This is a genomic window from Bradyrhizobium sp. P5_C12 (assembly GCF_054049735.1).
This window is the reverse complement of record NZ_JBFULU010000053.1, coordinates 19,411-37,229: the sequence shown is the minus strand read 5'-3', so window position 1 is coordinate 37,229 and position 17,819 is coordinate 19,411. Positions and strand designations below refer to the sequence as shown.

The window sequence follows — 17,819 nt, the reverse complement described above, 5'->3', positions numbered from 1 at the left end:
AACGGCGTAATCGACATTGGAAAGCGGCTCGATGAGAGCCGCTTTCTCTTTGTCTCACATCAGCAGCGGAAGGGCGCCGGGCCAGGCGCTGCCGGCAGCGACGTCCGCATTACCCCATTCCGCCGCTTCGTCGCTGGCGGCGGGCGCCGCTTCCGCGGGGCCCGCGGACCGGCGTTGGGCATAGGGCGCGGCGAACAGATGGACACCGGCGTGGTCGATCGCGAACAGCGGAGCCAGGTTCGTCGCCCCTGAATCCTCGATCAGCTCGGAGCGCCGGTTGTCCAGCACGAGCCATTGCCCGTCGACGCGCGCGGCGAGCACCGCATGGTCCTGACGCACGGCGCGATCGCGGACCAGCACGAGCCGCAGATCTTCGCGCGGAAACCCGGCTTCGCGCAGCGCGACGTATTTCGCGATCGCATAGTCTTCGCAATCGCCCTTGGCCGTCGCGAAGGTCTCCAGCGGCGAGCTCCAGCGGTCGGCTTCGCCGTGCTGCGCATGGTCGCTCACGTAGCGGACGACCATGTTGACCGCGCGGTTGGCCTCGTCGAGCTTTGCGCGTCCCGATTTCGATTTGACGGCGCCGATCAATCGCAGGAACTGCGCGGCGTTCGAGGGGCAATTGCCGGCGTCGGCCTCGCACTGCCTCAGCGTCTCTGCGTCCCTGGACAGCCTGGCCTCGAGTCCCCGCCATTTCTGCCACAAGAGACCTTCGGGCGCGCGGAAGGTGAAGAGGCCGAACGGCTCGTCACCTTTCGCCGGCGCCGGCTTGGGCTCCGGGGCCGCGTCGGTCGCAATATTGGAAGGCGTCAGCGCCGCGAAACGGACCGCATTCGGTCCGCGGCCGCGCATGGCATCGAGCTTCGCCAGCACGTCGTTGATGCGGAAGAACGTCGCCGGAGCACGCGCTGCCGCGTCGATGGCCGGCGCCGGCGTTTCCTGGGCATCCAGAGCCATATCCTGAGCCATGGCGTCATCTGCCCGGGCAGGCGATGTCGCGCCTGCAACGATCAAGGCAGCCAGCCCGGCGCCAAGCGCGCACAGGCTTCCCCGCTGCAATTCCCAATGCAGTGTCATAGACGACGTCCCCTGCGCCGGGAGCGTCGTCAACGTCTATCGCGCCGATCCACGCCCCGATCCTGTTGTGGATCGAGACTGCGGTCTGGGACGCTTAGGCGCGGTTAAGATGGGAGAGGGGCGGGGGGATTGTCGCCGAGGCGGTCAATCGCTCGCTTCGAGCAACCGGCAAATTGTCGGTCCAGCCTCTACCTTTCGTTAACCCTGGCGCGCTCAGCGCTCGCGCAGGGCTTCGTCCCGCAGCGTGCGGGCCGGTCTCACCAGATAATCGAGAACCGATTTCTCACCGGTCAGGACTTCAACGGTCGTGACCATGCCGGGAATGATCGGAAGCGGCTTCTGTTCCGTGCCCAGATGGTTCTTCTCCGTCCGCACCATGACGCGGTAGAAGCTCTCCTGGCGCTCCGGCGTCTTTTCGGCCTTTTCGTCGACGATGGTGTCGGCGCTGATCCGTTCGACCTTGCCCTTCAGCGAGCCATAGACCGACGAATCGTAGGCTGAGATCTTCACCACGGCGTCCTGGCCGGGCCGAATGAAGGCGATGTCCTGGGGCTTGATGCGACCTTCGACCAGCAGGGTATCGTCGAGAGGAACGATGTCCATCACATTGGCGCCGGGCTGCACGACGGCCCCCACGGTGGTCACGTTCAATTTGTTGATGATGCCATGCACCGGGGCCTTCAGGTCGGTTCGCCGAACCCGGTCCTGCGCCGATTTGATGTTTTCGTCGAGCACGGCCAGGTCGCCCTTCGACTTGGCAAGATCCTCATCCGCCTGGGAGCGGAAAGAAGAGATCGTGCTCGCGATCTTGGATTGGGATTCCGCGAGCTGCCCTCTCATCTCGGTCGCTTGCCGGTCGAGGCGCAACATCTCGATCTCCGGCACGACCTTCTGCTCGTACAGCTTGCGCGTCAGAGCCAATTCCCGGTCCAGCAATTTCAGGGTGCCGGTCAGCCGGGTGACCTGCTGGTTCAGGACGTCGACATCCTGCGCCAGTTTCTGCGCGCGCATCCTGAACACGCTGCTTTCCGTAGCCACGGCGGACGGCACGACCTGGTCGAGTTGATCGGGGAAGGTCAACTCGCTTTTGCCCCTGGCTTCGGCTTCCAATCGCGTCACACGCGCCGCCATCGCGGCGCGCCGTTCGCGGATCTCGCCGAACTCGGACGCGAACTTGGTATCGTCGATGCGCATCAGGGATTGTCCCTGCTGGACGATCGCGCCCTCCTGCACGAGGATGTCGCCGACGATGCCGCCTTCGAGCGACTGCACCACCTGCATCTGGCGCGAGGGGACCACGCGACCATTGCCTCGCTTGACCTCGTCGAGCACGGCGAAATGAGCCCAGGTCAGGAATGCCACGAGCAGGGCGAGGGAGGCCGCGAGCAGCATGCGCGAGGTCCGCGGCGCGCGAAGCGCGGCAGCAGCCCGAACGTCGTTGGCAAAGGCGAAATCAGACGACATTGGTTCTAGCCATGGGGGAGGCCGGTTGCGCGGTAGCCGGCGGTGGCGGGGTCTCACTCGCAGTCGACGTCGCCGGCTTGCCCTGCAGGAGCGCGAGAACCTTGTCGCGCGGGCCGTCGGCGATCAGCCGGCCGTTGTCGAACAACAGCAGGCGATCGACCATGTTGAGCAGCGAAAGCCGATGCGTCGAGATCAGGATCGTCATTTGCTCGTCGCGCAGCGTCTTCAGGCGTTCGAGAAATTCGGCTTCGGTGCGGATGTCGAAATGTGCGGTCGGTTCGTCCAGGAACAGTATCTTGGGCTTCCTGATGAGCACGCGCGCGAGGCCGATCGCCTGCTTCTGGCCGCCCGAGAGGCTGCGGCCGCCTTCGGAGATCGGCATGTCGTAGCCCAAGGGGTGGCCCGCGATGAACGCCTCGACGCCCGACAGGCGCGCGGCGGCCAGGACTTCCTCGTCGCTCGCCTCGGGTTTGCCCAACGCGATATTGTCGCGCAGCTTTCCGAAGAACAGCTCGGTATCCTGCATCGCGAAGCCGACCCCGTGGCGAAGGTCGGACGGATCGTATTGCCGCGAATCCACGCCGTCGACGAGGATGCGGCCTTCCTGCGCCTCGTAGAAGCCCAACAGAAGCCGCCCCACAGTCGTCTTGCCGGATCCGACGCGTCCGATGATGCCGACTTTCTCGCCGCCCTTGATCTGGAAGGAAACCTTGTCGAGCGCCTTGCCGGGTGCATTGGGGTAGGTGAAGCTGACGCCGTCGAAAGCGATTGCACCGTCCCGGATCCTTCGGGAGACGTAGGCGCGCGCGGGAGATCGCTCGCGCTCCAGCGACATGATGCGATCGATGGCCTTCAACGAGCTCAGCGTTTGCGTTCCGCGCGTGATCACCGATGCGATTCCCGCGATCGGGGCCAGAATGCGCCCGGCCAGCATGTTCGCCGCCACCAGCGCGCCGACCGTGAGCTTGCCGTCGAGGATGAGGAAGACACCGACGACGATCAGGCCGAGGCTGGTGAGCTGCTGCGCCGTATTGGCGCTCGTGAGCGCGAGCGAGGCCCAGAAATGGACGTCTTCGCCGGAGCGGGCCGTTGCCGCGACCGATCGTTCCCAGGCTGTCTGCATCCGGGCCTCGGCGCCGGTCGCGCGTATCGTCTCAATGCCAGACAGCGACTCGACCAGCACGCCATGCCGGGCCGCCGCTTCAGCCTGCTGACGCTTCATGGCCCGGTCGAGCGGACGCTGCAGTGCCAGGCCGATCAGGAGCATCACCGGCAGCATCACCAGAGGTATCCAGGCAAGCGGGCCGGCGATGACGAAGAGAACGCCTATGAACAGGAAAGCAAACAGCAGATCCGTCGCGGAGACGACGCTGCCGGAGGTGAAGAACTCGCGAACCGAATCGAAGTCACGCAACTGATTGGCGACGATGCCCACCGAGGGGGGGCGCTGCRCCATCTTCACGCCCATGATGTGCTCGAAGATGTTGGCAGCGAGGATGACGTCGATCGTCTTGCCGGTGACGTCGATCATGCGGCTGCGAACCGTTCGGAAGATAAAGTCGAACGCTATCGCCAACCCCATTCCGATCGAGAGCGCAATGAGCGAGGGAATTGCGCCATTCGGAACGACGCGGTCGTAAACGCTCATGGTGAAGAGCGGCGTCGCCAGCGCGAGCATATTGATCAGAAAGGCGCCGAGCGCGATGTGTCCGTAGCTGCGCCAATGCAGCTTCACCACCGACCAAAACCAGTGGCTCCGCGGCAGATCGCCGGCAGCGACGGCGCGCGCGTTGCTCTCCAACGCAGCCCTGACGAAGAATGCGTATCCGGTGTATCCTGACGAGATCGACCGGATCGCTTGGAACTCGGGCGTGTAGTCCGTCAGGGATGGGTTGAGGACCTTGACGCCGCTCCGGGTCTGATCGAACTCCAGGAGGACGAGGGTCGTCCCGTCCTTCATGATCAGGACGGCCGGCAGCACCAGCGCTGGAATGTCGGCAATGTCCCGCTTGACGGCTTCGGTTTCGAGCCCCGCGCGCCGGGCTGCGCGATCGTAGAGCGGGACCGACAACCGCCCGTCGACGATCGGCAGGCCGCCCAGCAACGCCTCGTGGCTAACAGCGCGGCCATGATACGAGGCGAGGTACACCAGCGATGCGGCAAGCGGGTCGTCCCTTTCGAGACGATCATTCGTTTGCCTGGGTTGAGACGCAACCGTTGTCTCCGCAACGGGGCGGTCAGGCGTGCGCCTTGACTCGGATGATCGAAATAACAAGTGCCAATGCCCAAAATGAAATGACACGGAGCAGAAAGCAAACCGTCCTTCCAGGATAGCGGAAACGCAGTAGAATCATTTGGTTAATCGGCAAAAACGCGACTAAAGGTTAATCCGCAAGTCGCCCTTCGCCGTTCGGCGGCACTGCAAAACGTGTTCGCGCCACGCCTCCATTCGCGGAAGTCGGGACTATCTCTGAACCGGGTCGAACGCCGTCGCGAGCCAATGCGGCTTCTTGTCCGCCGCATACGCGACAACGGGAGCGGCGGGCAGGATGACAGGATCATTGCTGCTGCGCTGCTGCGTGAACCATTCCGATACGCCGACCATACTTGGCTGATATGCCCACTTCGGCCAGCGGTCCCTGAAGGCGTCAGGCTCAGGCGCTTCACTGGCATAACCCAGACGCTTGGCCACCGGCGCGGGCGCAGGCACCGGGACGTTCAGCGGCTCGGAGCCGGTCTGAGGCAGCTTCACGCGAAGCGTGGGAGCCTTGTAGTCGGGAGTTGCGAAAATCCCGAGGTCCATCGGCGCCGAATCGACTGGCGGGGGAGCCTTCAGGTATTCAAGCAACGTGCCCATCGCCGCGAGGAGTTGATAATCGGCGAACACCACGACGCCGCGTGCCGACGTCAGCGAAACGACCGCATTGAAGTACTGGTTCTGAGCATTCAAAAGGTCGATCAGCGATCGCTGACCGAGTTCATATTCCTTCTGATATGCCGCAATGGCCTTCCGATCGGCCTCAATTTGCCGCACCAGTGCCGCGATCCGTGTCGCCGTGACCGTGCGGGCCGCCCAGGCCTTATCGATGGACTCGATGGCATCGCGCTGGAGACGCGCGTGGCGCGCAGTGCTTTCGACGTAGCGTTCGGCCATCTCGGATCGCCGCCAGACATCCTGACCGCCCCGGAAGACATCCCAGGACATCACGACCTTGCCGCTGTAGTCGTCGTGAGTGACGCCGAGGTAAGGATAGGTATTGTCGTTGTGTGTCGCCCGGCCCTCGAGCGAGAAGGTCGGAACAAAGGCGCCGTCAGTCACGCGAAACGCATGCTTGGCCGCATCAGCGTCCGACTGCGCGGCCTGAATGGTGGGATTGAACCGCACAGTGGTTGCGAGCGCCTCATCGCGGGTCGACGGCAAGCCGCCGAGAGGCCCCGGGAAACGCAGGTTGAGGGGTTCAAGTCCCACGACCTTGCGGTACTTGGCGCGGGACTCGTCCAGGCTGCGGCGGAATTCAGCGAGTGTTGCGCGCGCATTCTCAACGCGTTCGCGCGCCTGTTCGAGATCGCCTTCACCCGCGCGGCCGCCGGAAAAGCGGGTATTGACGTTGGCGAATATCTTCTCATGGGCGGCGACATTCTGTTCGGCGAGCGTCACCAGCCGCAGATAGCGAACCACGTCGATATAGGCTTCAGCTGCGTCCAAAGCGATCAGCTCGGTGCGCTCGCGCACCCGGAACGCGGCTGCATTAACGCGTGCCGTCTGGCGCCAGATGTCGTGAATCGATGCGAAGCCGTCGAACAAGATTTGCCGCACGACGACGGATTCCTGGGATCCGTTTCGCCACGAACCATTCCCGGCGACAGGAATGGGCAGGGCGGTACTGGTCGACACGGCCGCGCTCTGGTCAAATTTCTCGGGACCCCAGCGCGCTTCCACGCGCACCTGCGGAAGAAGCGTGCTCTGGGTCTGACGAAGCTCACTCTCGGTGGCACGACGGTTGGCAGACGCTTCGCCGACCCCCGGATTGGTGTGAACGGCCTGCTTCAAGGCGTCGTTGATCGAGAACGGCTCCGCTACGGCGCCGCTGCATGGAAGGAGAAACAATGCACCTGAAAAGAGAATGCGCCTAAACAATTTGGTCCTCCCCCCCTCTCCGAGCAATTCGGTCGCGGGGCCCCCCGGGAAATTGGCTTCAGCTTGGCAAGGACTGGAACGACAAGCTAGGAAAAACTAGAAAGCTGAACAAATCGTAGGCGCCCTTGTCGCATTTTTGCCACTCAGAAGACATCGAAAGGGTGGCATGGTACCTCGCCGCCAAGCCGCGGGCCGCGGATGACGCCAATTTGGGCTTTGCTGTCGTAGGTTACTCCTCTCACACCAATCGAACGCCCATCGATTCTCGCCGGAGTGCGTTCAATTCGCATAAGCTATTGATATATCATATAAATTACCCCGCGCGGTCGCCCATGGTGGATTGAGGCGCGAGCTCAGGTTTTCAAGTAATTGGAAGCCGGCGTGTGCACGAAATCCATCAAACGCAAATTTGAGCGTTTGAGCCGGCGGTTATCGAAAGCGGGTCTGGATGCCGAACGACCGGTTTGGCGCTCCCTGGTCCGCCACCATCTCAAAGCATCTCACACCCAGCCGCCATCGACGACGTAGTGCTGGGCGGTGCAGGCGGAGGCTTCGTCGGAGGCGAGGAAGACGGTGAATTTCGCAACCTCGTCCGGCACCAGCCGGCGCTTCAGGCACTGTCGCTGCTGCAGTTCGATCTCGCCCGCCGGCGTCATCCATTTCTCGAGCTGGCGCTCGGTCATGATCCAGCCCGGCGCGATCGCGTTCACCCGGATATTGTAGGGACCGTAGTCGCGGGCCAGGGAGCGCGTGAGGCCGACGACGCCAGATTTGCTGGCCGTGTATGCGGCCATGCCGCCTTGTCCGGCCATCCACGACACCGAGCCGAAATTGATGATGGCACCGGCATTCGCCGCCTTCATGTCCGGCAACACGGCTTGCGCCGCAAAGAACTGGTGCTTCAGGTTCACCGCGATGCGGTCGTCCCAATACTCCGGCGTCATCTCCTCGGTCTTGTGCCGTTCGTCGTGCGCGGCGTTGTTGATGAGGATGTTGATCGCACCATGCGCGTTGCGCGCTTCCGCGACGCCAGCGCGCAACGCGGCGATGTCAGTCAGGTCGACGCGCTGGAAATGCGCGCGGAGATCCTGATCCGACAGCTCGCGCGCCAGGCGTTGGCCCTCGTCGGCCTTGATGTCGAAGAACACCACATTGGATTTCTGTTGCGCAAAGCTCCGCACGATCGCAGCGCCAATTCCCGATGCACCACCGGTGACGAGAACGACCTTGCCGGCGAGGTCGGAATAAACGGCGGCCATGGGCACCTCCCGGCTTGCTTACGGGCGAAACGACGCGGCGCCCAATTGTCCCGCAGACCTTAGCCACTCCCTGGGTGAGGTGCATAGATCAGAATTTTAGTTGCGTACCTCAAAAATCGAAGGCAGGATTGCAGCCAAAGAATAAGAGCCGGTTGGGAGGAATGTGATGAGACTGCTCGAGAAGCTGGGACTCGCCGCTGCCGCATGCCTGCTTTGGGCCAACGCCGCCACAGCCGACACGACCGTAAAATGGCTGCACATCGAGGCCAATCCGGCCCAGGTGAAGATCTGGGAGGAGGTCGCGCGCGCCTATGAGGCGTCGCATCCGGGCGTCAAGGTCGAGATGCAGTTCCTCGAGAACGAGGCCTACAAGGCCAAGCTGCCGACCATCCTGCAATCCAAGGACCGGCCGAACATCATCTACAGCTGGGCCGGCGGCGTCCTGAAGACGCAGATCGAGGCCGGCGTCCTCGACGACATCACCGATTCCGTGAAGGGTTACAGCGACAGCCTGACGCCGGCAGCGCTCGCCGCCTTCACCAGCAATGGCCGCGTTTATGGTCTGCCGACCGCTCTGTCGCAGGTCGGCTTCCTCTGCAACAGGGAGCTGATGGCCAAGGCGAAGGTCGATCCTGCAGGGATCAAGAGCTGGGACGATCTGCTTATTGCCGTGAAGACGTTGAAAGCCGCCGGCGTCACCCCGATCGTGGTCGGCGGCGCGGACAAATGGCCGCTGCACTTCTATTGGACGCATCTTGCAGTGCGCATCGGCGGCAAGGCGGCGTTCGACGCGGCGCTGCGCGGCGAGAACGGCGGCTTCGCCGGCGAGACTTTCCAGAAATCCGGCGAGCTGTTCAAGCAGCTCGTCGATCTTCAGCCGTTCCAGAACGGTTTCCTGGGCTTCAAGAATCCGCAGGCGGTCGGCTATTTCGGCGACGGCAAGGCGGCGATGACGCTCGCGATCAGCACCGTCTATCATCTGCAGCGCGCGCTCGCCGCCGACAAGGTCGGATTGAGCGAAGACAAGATCTGCTGGTTCGACTTCCCGGTCGTGGCCGGCGGCAAGGGCGCGCCGACCGATACGCTCGGCGGGATCACCGGCTGGCTGATCACCAAGGGCTCGCCGAAGGAGGCGGTCGATTTCCTGAAATACTTCGTTTCCAAGGACGTGCAGACGCGGCTTGCAGCGGGCAACTTCATCATCCCGGTGGTGCAGGGCGCGGACGCCGGCCTCAACAACGCCTTCATGAAGCTGATCGCGGCCAATCTCGCGAAGTCGAACTACCACCAGAACTTCTATGACCAGAGCCTCGGTCCGTCGGTCGGCCGCGTCGTCAATGACGTCACCGCGGAGATCGCCGGCGGCAGCATGAGCCCGCAGGACGCCGCTAAGGCGATCGAAGCGGCGTGGAAGCAGGGCAACTGACGGTGGCGCGTCGGGCCGCGAGCGTGTCGGCGATGGGCGTTGCCGGTGAGATGGTCCCGCAGGTCGCGGCCCGCGGTCCGAGCTGGGACGGCAGGCTTACGGTCCTGATCCTGTTCCTGCCGCCGGCGCTGCTGTTGTTCACGTTGTTCGTGGTGCTGCCGATCGGCGAGGCAGCCTGGTATTCGGCGTTCAACTGGAACGGGTTCGGCAGGCCGACCAACTGGATCGGCTTCGACAATTACCGTTTCGTGCTGGAGACACGCGCCTTCTGGCTGGCGCTGCGCAACAACGGGCTGATCATCGCTGTTTCGCTGGCGATCCAGCTACCGCTTGCGCTCACGCTGGCCGTGATGCTCGCCGAACGCTTCCGTGGGGCGGTGGCGCTGCGCATGCTGTTCTTCATGCCGTACATCCTGGCCGAGATTGCGACCGGGTTGATCTTCAGCTTCGTCTATGACGGCGACTACGGCCTCGTCGCCTCGATCTGGCGCAGCTTCGGCGCCGAGCCACCGCATCTTCTGGCCTCGACCGACACGGCGATGCTGGCCGTGCTGATCGTGATCGTCTGGAAGTACTTTGGCTTCCACATGATGCTGTTCATCGCGGCGCTCCAGGGCCTCGACAAGAGCCTGATCGAGGCAGCCCGCATCGACGGCGCGACGCGGTCGCAAGCCCTGCGCCATGTCGTCATCCCCTTGCTCTATCCGACGATCCGGCTCTCCGTGTTCTTCGCCATCGTCGGCTCGCTGCAGCTGTTCGACCTCGTCATGCCGCTGACGCGCGGGGGACCTGCGGATTCCTCTAACACGATGGTGAGCTTCCTCTACAACAACGGCATCTCCCGCATGCGGGTCGGCTATGGCAGCGCCATCGGTGTCATCCTGTTCGTGATCTGCGTGACCTTTGCCTTCACCTACAAGCGATGGTTCATGCGCGATGAGTAATGCCGAGACCAGCCGCACGCCGTTCGATCCCGCCGTGCTGTTCAAGGCGGTGTTCCTCGCCGTCGTTGCCATCTTCGTGCTGGTGCCGCTGCTCGCGACCTTGCTCGGCGGCTTCAAATCGCTCGGCGAATTGCGCGTCAATCCGTTCGGCCTGCCGCATCACTGGGAGTGGCAGAACTATGCCGACATCCTGTTCTCCGCGCGCTACTGGCAGCTCTTGCGCAACTCGCTGATCATCTCGACGCTCACGGTGACATTGACCCTGATCGTCGCCTCGATGGCGGCGTTCACCTTCGCCCATATCAAGTTCTACGGCTCATCGATGCTGCTGAGCTACCTGACGCTCGGCCTGCTGTTTCCGGCGGCGACCGCGGTGCTGCCGTTGTTCATCAAGGTGCGCGATCTCGGGCTGCTCGATACCTATTTTGGCGTTGCCCTGCCGCAGGTGGCCTTCAGCCTCGCGATGAGCGTTCTGTTGCTGCGACGCTTCTTCAAGGACATTCCCTATGAACTGCTCGAGGCAGCGCTGGTCGATGGCTGCAGCTATATCAAATTCTTCCGCTACGTGACGCTGCCGTTGTCCAGGCCGATCCTGGCGACCGTCGGCACCATCACCTTCGTCAACAGCTGGAACGCCTATCTGTTGCCGCTGGTGATGCTCAACACCGATGCGCTCTATCCCTGGCCGCTCGGCATCATGGTCTATCAGGGCGAGTATTCGTCCGAGTGGCACCTGATCCTGGCCTTCATCACGCTGACCATCCTGCCGACGATCATTCTCTTCCTTCTCGCGCAGAAGCACATCGTCGCCGGCCTCACCGCGGGCGCGGTCAAGGGATGAGCGGTACCTCACGGAGATCACAATGAGAAAAGTCGGAATCGGAATCATCGGCTGCGGCAATATCAGCACCGCCTATCTGAAGGCGGCGCAGCGCTTCCCGGTCATGGAGATCAAGGCGCTCGCCGACATGCGCAGCGATGCTGCGGAGCGCCAGGGCGCCGCCTTTGGACTGCCGGGGATGCGGGTCGATCAATTGCTCAAACGCGATGACGTCGAGATCGTCATCAATCTCACGGTGCCGCTCGCCCACACTGACGTCAGTCTCGCGGTGCTGAATGCCGGCAAGCATGTCCATTCCGAGAAGCCGCTCGGCATCAACGTCGCGGAGGCGCGCAAGGTGATGGATCTCGCCGCGCAGAAGAATCTTCGCGTCGGCTGCGCGCCCGACACGTTCCTCGGCGGTGGGCACCAGACCGCTCGCAAGCTGATCGACGACGGCGCGATCGGTACGCCCGTGGCGGGCAGCGCCTTCTTCGGCTGTCCCGGCCATGAGCGCTGGCATCCGGCGCCGGGCTTCTATTATTTGCGCGGTGGCGGGCCGATGCTGGACATGGGACCGTATTACATCACCGATCTGGTGCAGCTGCTCGGCCCGGTCGCGAGCGTGATGGGATCGACCGCGCGTCCGAAGTCCGAGCGGCTGGTCACCAGCGAGCCAATGAACGGCACGCTGATCCCGGTCGAAGTGTCGACCCATGTCGCGGGCACGCTCGAATTCGAGAGCGGGGCGCTCGTCTCGATCGCGATGAGCTTCGATGTACCGAAGCACCGGCATGCGCCGATCGAGATCTATGGCGACAACGGCAGCATGATGGTGCCGGACCCGAACCGCTTCGGCGGCGAGGTGCAGGTTGCCAAGACCGGTGGCGAATGGGAGACGGTGCCGCTAACTCACGGGCATGTGGAAGGAGAGTTCCGTTCCATCGGCGTCGCCGACATGGCCTCCGCGATCCTGAACAACCGGCCGCATCGTGCCTCCGGCGCGCTCGCCTTCCATGTGCTGGAGGTGATGGAGGCGTTCCAGACCTCCGCCGACGAGGGGCGGCGGGTCAAGATCGAGAACCGCGTCGAGCGGCCGGCGATGCTGCCGGCCGGACGTGAAACCGGACAGATCGACTGAGGACAAGAACATGCGCAAGGCAATGATAGTTTGGGGCGGTTGGCCGGGACATGATCCCGATCTCTGTGCCTCGATGATCCGCGGCTGGCTGAAGGCGGAAGGTTTTGAGGTGCGGATCGAGACCACGACGGCGGCTTTCGCCGATCCTGCTATTCACGATCTGTCGCTGATCATCCCGATCTACACCATGGCGAAGATCGAGAAGGCGGAGGCGCTCAATCTCTGCGCGGCGGTGCGTAGCGGCGTGGGGCTCGCCGGCCATCATGGCGGCATGGGCGATGCGTTCCGCGATTCCGTCGACTACCAGTTCCTGTGCGGCGGGCAGTGGGTCGCGCATCCCGGCAACATCATCGACTACAAGGTGGATTTGACCAAGCCGGATGACCCCATCATGAAGGGTCTGAAGAGTTTCGAGCATCGTTCCGAGCAGTACTACATGCATGTTGACCCCGCCAACGAGGTGTTGGCGACCACGACCTTCAGCGGCGAACACGCGCCCTGGATCGAGGGCGTGGTCATGCCCGTGGTGTGGAAGAAACGCTACGGCGCGGGCAGGGTGTTCTATTCCTCGCTCGGCCACCGCGCCTACGAGCTCGACGTACCGGAGATCCGAACCTTGATGACCCGCGGCATGCTGTGGGCGGCGCGTGAATGACGGCTGGTGCGACCCAGCCGATGGTTCGCGCCACGCTCGAGGACGTCGCGCGCGCGGCGGGCGTTTCGCTCGCCACCGTCGACCGCGTCGTCAACCGGCGTGAGGGCGTGCGCGCCAAGACGGTCGCGCGTGTCGAGGCCGCGGTGGCAAAACTCGGCTATCGTGCCGACGTCGCGGCCGCGCGGCTCGCGCGCGGGCAAAGTTTCCGCTTCGCCTTCGTGCTGCCGACCGGCAGCAACAGCTTCATGACCAACCTGACCGAGCAGGTCCGGCGAACCGCGGACTGGCTCGCCGGCCAGCGCGGCTTCATCGATATCCTCCATGTCGACGTGTTCGATCCGGACGTGCTGGCCGGTGCGCTGGAAAACCTGTCGCCTGCCTATCAGGGCGTCGCCGTCATCGCGCTCGACCATCCGAGGGTGCGCGCCGCGATCGACGAACTCGCCGCGCGCGGGGTCGTCGTGGTGACGCTTGTGTCGGACGCGCCGAGCTCGCGCCGCCTGCATTATGTTGGTATCGACAACCCGGCCGCGGGGCGCACCGCGGCAACGCTGATGGGACGTTTCCTCACCGGCGGCGAGGGGATGGTCGCCGTGATCGCGGGATCATTGTCGCTGCGCGATCACACCGAGCGGCAGTTCGGCTTCCACCAGATCCTGTCCAGCGAGTATCCAAACCTGCTCGCGCTGCCGGTCATCGAGGGCCGCGACGACAGCGAGCGCACGCGGGAGCTCACTGCCGCGCTGCTCGCCCGCCATGCCGATCTCCGCGGCATATACTGCTGCGGCGCCGGAAACCGTGGCATTGCCGATGCGCTGGAGAGCTCTGGCCGCGCGCGCGAGGTGGTCTGGATCACCCATGAGCTGACCCAGTACACGCGGCGTTTCCTGGTCCGCGGCACGCTCGATGCCATCATCAACCAGGATCCCGGCCATGAGGCGCGGTCTGCGGCGCGAGTCCTGCTGGCGCATTGTTCGGGTGAGCCGATCAGCCCCGACCAGGAGCGCATCCGCATCGACATTTTTCTGCGGGACAATCTGCCGTAGCTTCGAGCTCGCAGGTGACGCGCACTTGCTCGGGTCGAATATGGGCAGCCGCGCGCTTGCGACCGTTGCATCAATCGAGATCACGGGCCGCTACGCGACCGGAATGAACGCATATCCTTGCCCTTCCTCGACCACTCTGCCGATGCCTGGTCGACCTAGGTGAGCGCCGGCTAGCCACGTATGTGCATGTGCCGCGTCCTGGAGCAGCTTGATCCGGCTAGCCCTCGCCACGGCTTCGTCATCGTCATAGGCCCAGGTAAGCTCGGGACGGGAAAACTGTGCGGCGGGAACGTGGATAAGGTCGCCGCAGAATAAGACATCGTCCTCGTCAGTGTTGAGGAGATAACCCATATGACCCCGAGCATGCCCAGGTATATCCACCGCCAGTAAATGATCGGCCAGCCGATCTCCTCCGTTAATTGGGGCAAGGAGTGAACGAAACTCCTCCAACACTGGCTCGGCAAGAAACTCCTCAACGGCGTCTTCCCCTATCACAATCTTCCTCAGGCCATGAAATGCTCGTCGGCCGTCAGGCATGAGGAGTCCATTGATGTGGTCGCCATGAGCATGAGTGAGGGCGATCGTCGTAACCGATGACGTGTCGATGCCTGCCTCCGCCATCGCCTCCACGAGGTGACCCATGGTCGGGTCCCAACTCCCGCCCGCTCCACAGTCGATCAAGACGCGATCCATGCCAAAGCGATCGAACAGGAAGCAGTTGACCGATAATCGAACTAGCGAAGCGTCCCGCTGAGGCGGTTCGGTCTGCCTGCATACTTTGTTGTCTGGATAGTTGAGGGATTCGGCGGGCAGGTCGACATATCCATCAGAGAGCGACCAAATCCTCCACGATCCCGAAGCGCAGCCCAAGGTGTTGGCGCTTTGTGACAGAGCTTCCACGGACAACCTGCCAGGCGTTGATTCATTTTCTCAAAACGATACCGAAGCCGTCAGATCTTCGAAGTCATCACTTTTTGAGCGATCTTCCAGGTTCCGTTGACCTTTAGGCATGACAACATGTCGGTGAAGTAGCGTGGCGGAATTTGCAATTTCAGCTTTAGAAGCGCGAGCTCTCCCTCAATGTCTATTGACAGGATCTGATCTTGGCGCTCCAGGCCCTGTTGTTTCGGAGCTTTCAAATTGCGGACAGCTGCCAGCCACGTCGCAATTGGCGTCACGCTCACGTTGCCGTCGTCGCCGACCTTGGTCACGGAACTCGATGGATGAAATAGAGACGCGAATTTGTCAGCATCCATTTCATAGGCACTGTCGAAATAGATCTGCGCCAGGGAGCGCAAGGCACGAGCATCGGTATCCATAGGCCTGTTATCCAAAAGGTTGGGAATGGGAAGAAACTGCGCGTGCTGAAAGTCCGGTCTCCGAGCATCAAACCGGGAACGCTGACCACACGTGCCGAGTGTCAAGCCGGCCGAAACCTGCAGAAGGTCGGCTCACATCTCCCTTGTTGGCCGAACCTAGGACAAAGTGGCTTATGAGGCTAGGCATGTTGCATAAGATAGGGTTATGAGGAATATTCATAAGTCATGAGAAACGAACTGAACGAACTCGCTACGTTTGCAATCGTCGCCAGAGAACGAAGCTTTACGCGGGCTGCGGCAAAGATTGGTGTGTCTCAGTCTGCCCTGAGCCACACGATCCGGGGACTTGAGCAACGGCTCGAGCTGCAGCTTCTTGCTCGAACGACCAAGAGCGTCGCACCAACCGCCGCAGGCGCCGCTCTTTTGAAAGAATTGTCTCCGGCACTCGAGCAAATTGCTCGTGCTGTCAACGAAGCCCGAAACGTTCGGCACCGACCTGCAGGGCGCCTTCGAATTGTAATGTCCCGGTCGGCAGCCGTGATGGTATTGTTGCCGCGGCTCACGGCATTCGCGGAAGCCTACCCTGATATCGTTCTTGACGTTGTTACTGTCACTGGTCCTGTGGACCTCGTTGCGGGCGAGTTCGACGCCGGTATTCAACTCGGCGAGTACATTCAAAAGGACATGATCGCGGTGCGGCTCACCCAGGACCTGAGATTGGCGGTGATCGGATCGCCTGGCTATTTTTCATCACGAAGCATTCCCCGGAAGCCCAAGGATCTAAATGACCATCGGTGCATAAGCCTGCGTCTTCCGGGCGGTCCATATAGGTGGGAATTCGAGAAGGGACGAAAGGCGGTCACGGTCGGCGTGAACGGCCCGCTCATAATCGATGATACCCACCTGGTGATTCAGGCGGCACTCGCTGGCGCCGGCCTGGGACTCGCATTCGAAGAGCAGGTCGCAGAGCATGTTGCGAAACATCGCCTCATTCGTGTGCTGGAAGATTGGACGCCGCCAATTGCCGGATTCTTCATGTATTACCCCAGTCGTCGGCATCAGCCGGCCGCGCTGTCTGCACTAACGAACGCGCTGCGAGCCTCTTCACAATAGTTGGCACGCGACGAACTGTATCATGAGCGCGGACAGCTTCATGCTGCCGAGTGCAGTCTTGAGCAACGCCATCACGGCTGCCTTTGACCGGCGAGGGGCTCTCCAACTTCGTGCATGTCTTCATCGTGCAGGAGTTCAGGATGTTCAAACAGTTAGACGACGCCGTGTGCACGACGTGTGCTCCGGGAGATCAAGAAAAATCTCATCACAGCCAATGTGAGAAGGCCTTCTGAAGTGGGTAGGAGTCGCCCCAGGTCGGGACGTGCACGTCTCTGGGTCGCGCGTTGCTCAGACCTGAAACACTTGCCGCGGCGAGCGCGTCAGACACTCGTGCCCGGTCTCGGTGACGAGCACTGTCTCGCTGATCGCGATGCCATCGGCGGAGACGTACATGTGAAACACCATGCCTTCCTCCAGCGTCCAATGGGCCGTGGGCAGGAAGATGCGCGAGAAGTCACTGGTGCGCGGGCTATGGAGCGGATAGCAGCCGAGCGAATAGCCGGTGATGTTGGGGTAGTCGGGCCGTAGTCCATCGGCGAGCATGGCGTTTCGCGCCAGAGCGTCGACCTCGGCGGCGTCGGCTCCAGGCTTGATCGCCTCGAACTGCCGGTCCTGGATATCGATGAGCCGCCGGGCGAGATGCGACCGGCGCGGGTCGATTTCTCCGATCACGGCCGAGCGCATCAGGCGGGCGCTGTAGCCGTCAATATAGGGCAACAGTTCCATATGCAGGATATCGCCCTTGGCCAGCGGCTGCTTGGTCAGTCCGCCGTGCAGGAACGCGTTGCCGACGCCGGCGGTAATGATCCCCGCGCGTGCGGCGTCCGCGCCTTCCTGCATGAAGACCTGATAGACGGCCGCTGCCGCGTCGCGGCCCGATCGACCTTCGCCGGAGGCTTTCAGAGCTGCATCGATGCCGAGGTCGCCGATCGCGGCAGCGCGCCGGAGCACGGCGATCTCCCTCGTGCTCTTCCTGGCGCGGAGCTCGGCCATCACGCCGGAGAAGTCGACAAAGCGCGCGTCTGGCAGTTGCGCCGAGAGCTGCTTGAAGCGGGAGAGCGGCATGCAATAGGAATCCTCATCGAGCCCGACGCGGCCTGTCGCATAGCCAAGGCTACGGATGGTGTCGGCGAGCATCCGGATCGGGTCTTCCCAATCGGCGAAGGCAACGGAGCGCGACAGCCACGAGCTCTCGGTGAACGGGCCAAGGTCGACGGCGCGAAGGATCATGATCGGCTCGCCGTCGCGCGGCAGAAGGCAGGCCCGGTACATGTTCTCCGAGATCGAGAAGCCGGTGAGGTAGGCAAGGAACTCGCTCTGGTCGACGATGAGGACATCGAGCTCGCGAGCGGCCATCTGCTCGTGCACGCGCTTAACGCGCGCCTCATATTCGTCGATCGGAAACAACATTGCCATT

15 protein-coding genes are annotated in these 17,819 nt (G+C 62.7%); 7 read left to right on the top strand and 8 right to left on the bottom strand.

From position 1 onward, the window contains the following. Positions 1–54: 54 nt before the first annotated feature. From ACXJMY_RS32065 to ACXJMY_RS32045, 5 genes are all read right to left on the bottom strand, one after another. A complete protein-coding gene (locus tag ACXJMY_RS32065; protein ID WP_456623345.1) occupies positions 55–969 on the bottom strand; it encodes a transglutaminase-like cysteine peptidase in 915 nt (304 codons plus the stop codon). Positions 970–1,290: 321 nt separating this feature from the next. Next, positions 1,291–2,541, bottom strand: a complete 1,251-nt coding sequence (locus ACXJMY_RS32060; RefSeq protein WP_456623344.1) for an HlyD family type I secretion periplasmic adaptor subunit — start codon at positions 2,539–2,541, stop codon at positions 1,291–1,293. Next, the gene (locus tag ACXJMY_RS32055) at positions 2,531–4,693 is read right to left on the bottom strand and encodes a type I secretion system permease/ATPase (RefSeq protein WP_456623349.1); all 2,163 of its coding nucleotides are present in this window, start codon (positions 4,691–4,693) and stop codon (positions 2,531–2,533) included. The genes ACXJMY_RS32060 and ACXJMY_RS32055 overlap by 11 nt, the downstream gene beginning before the upstream one ends. Before the next feature lie 312 nt (positions 4,694–5,005). After that, positions 5,006–6,679, bottom strand: coding sequence for a TolC family outer membrane protein (locus ACXJMY_RS32050; RefSeq protein WP_456623343.1), 1,674 nt, complete (start codon positions 6,677–6,679; stop codon positions 5,006–5,008). Positions 6,680–7,179: 500 nt separating this feature from the next. Beyond that, a complete protein-coding gene (locus tag ACXJMY_RS32045; protein ID WP_456623342.1) occupies positions 7,180–7,938 on the bottom strand; it encodes an SDR family NAD(P)-dependent oxidoreductase in 759 nt (252 codons plus the stop codon). Positions 7,939–8,104: 166 nt separating this feature from the next. Here ACXJMY_RS32045 and ACXJMY_RS32040 point away from each other — a divergent pair, with 166 nt between their 5' ends. From ACXJMY_RS32040 to ACXJMY_RS32015, 6 genes are read left to right on the top strand one after another with little or no spacing between them, the layout of a single operon-like run. Next, a complete protein-coding gene (locus ACXJMY_RS32040) occupies positions 8,105–9,364 on the top strand; it encodes an extracellular solute-binding protein (protein ID WP_456623341.1) in 1,260 nt (419 codons plus the stop codon). A gap of 2 nt (positions 9,365–9,366) precedes the next feature. Next, positions 9,367–10,308: a carbohydrate ABC transporter permease gene (locus tag ACXJMY_RS32035; RefSeq protein WP_456623348.1), complete on the top strand. Its 942-nt coding sequence runs from the start codon at positions 9,367–9,369 to the stop codon at positions 10,306–10,308. Beyond that, a complete protein-coding gene (locus ACXJMY_RS32030) occupies positions 10,301–11,149 on the top strand; it encodes a carbohydrate ABC transporter permease (RefSeq protein ID WP_456623340.1) in 849 nt (282 codons plus the stop codon). The genes ACXJMY_RS32035 and ACXJMY_RS32030 overlap by 8 nt, the downstream gene beginning before the upstream one ends. Positions 11,150–11,171: 22 nt before the next feature. Then, positions 11,172–12,269, top strand: coding sequence for a Gfo/Idh/MocA family protein (locus ACXJMY_RS32025; protein WP_456623339.1), 1,098 nt, complete (start codon positions 11,172–11,174; stop codon positions 12,267–12,269). 10 nt (positions 12,270–12,279) lie between these two features. Further along, the gene (locus tag ACXJMY_RS32020; protein ID WP_456623338.1) at positions 12,280–12,924 is read left to right on the top strand and encodes a ThuA domain-containing protein; all 645 of its coding nucleotides are present in this window, start codon (positions 12,280–12,282) and stop codon (positions 12,922–12,924) included. After that, positions 12,921–13,970 (top strand): LacI family DNA-binding transcriptional regulator, encoded by a 1,050-nt coding sequence (locus ACXJMY_RS32015; protein ID WP_456623337.1) that lies wholly within the window; start codon positions 12,921–12,923, stop codon positions 13,968–13,970. The genes ACXJMY_RS32020 and ACXJMY_RS32015 overlap by 4 nt, the downstream gene beginning before the upstream one ends. Positions 13,971–14,060: 90 nt before the next feature. Here ACXJMY_RS32015 and ACXJMY_RS32010 read toward each other — a convergent pair whose 3' ends face one another. Together ACXJMY_RS32010 and ACXJMY_RS32005 are read right to left on the bottom strand one after the other, a co-directional pair. Continuing rightward, entirely contained in the window at positions 14,061–14,870 is an 810-nt protein-coding gene (locus tag ACXJMY_RS32010; RefSeq protein WP_456623336.1) for an MBL fold metallo-hydrolase, read from the bottom strand. 50 nt (positions 14,871–14,920) lie between these two features. Then, complete coding sequence (locus ACXJMY_RS32005; protein WP_456623335.1) at positions 14,921–15,289, bottom strand: nuclear transport factor 2 family protein; 369 nt, start codon at positions 15,287–15,289, stop codon at positions 14,921–14,923. 225 nt (positions 15,290–15,514) lie between these two features. On the opposite strand from ACXJMY_RS32005, the gene ACXJMY_RS32000 reads away from it, so the two are divergent. Then, positions 15,515–16,402: a LysR substrate-binding domain-containing protein gene (locus ACXJMY_RS32000; RefSeq protein ID WP_456623334.1), complete on the top strand. Its 888-nt coding sequence runs from the start codon at positions 15,515–15,517 to the stop codon at positions 16,400–16,402. 288 nt (positions 16,403–16,690) lie between these two features. Here the strand turns inward: ACXJMY_RS32000 and ACXJMY_RS31995 are convergent, their stop codons facing one another. After that, the gene (locus tag ACXJMY_RS31995; RefSeq protein ID WP_456623333.1) at positions 16,691–17,818 is read right to left on the bottom strand and encodes a M24 family metallopeptidase; all 1,128 of its coding nucleotides are present in this window, start codon (positions 17,816–17,818) and stop codon (positions 16,691–16,693) included. Position 17,819 lies beyond the last annotated feature (1 nt).

Excerpts from the sequence above, each read along its gene's own strand:
- ACXJMY_RS32065 (WP_456623345.1), bottom strand. The coding sequence starts at position 969 with ATGGCTCAGGATATGGCTCTGGATGCCCAGGAAACGCCGGCGCCGGCC.
- ACXJMY_RS32060 (WP_456623344.1), bottom strand. The coding sequence starts at position 2,541 with ATGTCGTCTGATTTCGCCTTTGCCAACGACGTTCGGGCTGCTGCCGCG.
- ACXJMY_RS32045 (WP_456623342.1), bottom strand. The coding sequence starts at position 7,938 with ATGGCCGCCGTTTATTCCGACCTCGCCGGCAAGGTCGTTCTCGTCACC.
- ACXJMY_RS32040 (WP_456623341.1), top strand. The coding sequence starts at position 8,105 with ATGAGACTGCTCGAGAAGCTGGGACTCGCCGCTGCCGCATGCCTGCTT.
- ACXJMY_RS32030 (WP_456623340.1), top strand. The coding sequence starts at position 10,301 with ATGAGTAATGCCGAGACCAGCCGCACGCCGTTCGATCCCGCCGTGCTG.
- ACXJMY_RS32025 (WP_456623339.1), top strand. The coding sequence starts at position 11,172 with ATGAGAAAAGTCGGAATCGGAATCATCGGCTGCGGCAATATCAGCACC.
- ACXJMY_RS32020 (WP_456623338.1), top strand. The coding sequence starts at position 12,280 with ATGCGCAAGGCAATGATAGTTTGGGGCGGTTGGCCGGGACATGATCCC.
- ACXJMY_RS32015 (WP_456623337.1), top strand. The coding sequence starts at position 12,921 with ATGACGGCTGGTGCGACCCAGCCGATGGTTCGCGCCACGCTCGAGGAC.
- ACXJMY_RS32005 (WP_456623335.1), bottom strand. The coding sequence starts at position 15,289 with ATGGATACCGATGCTCGTGCCTTGCGCTCCCTGGCGCAGATCTATTTC.
- ACXJMY_RS32000 (WP_456623334.1), top strand. The coding sequence starts at position 15,515 with ATGAGAAACGAACTGAACGAACTCGCTACGTTTGCAATCGTCGCCAGA.
- ACXJMY_RS31995 (WP_456623333.1), bottom strand. The coding sequence starts at position 17,818 with ATGGCAATGTTGTTTCCGATCGACGAATATGAGGCGCGCGTTAAGCGC.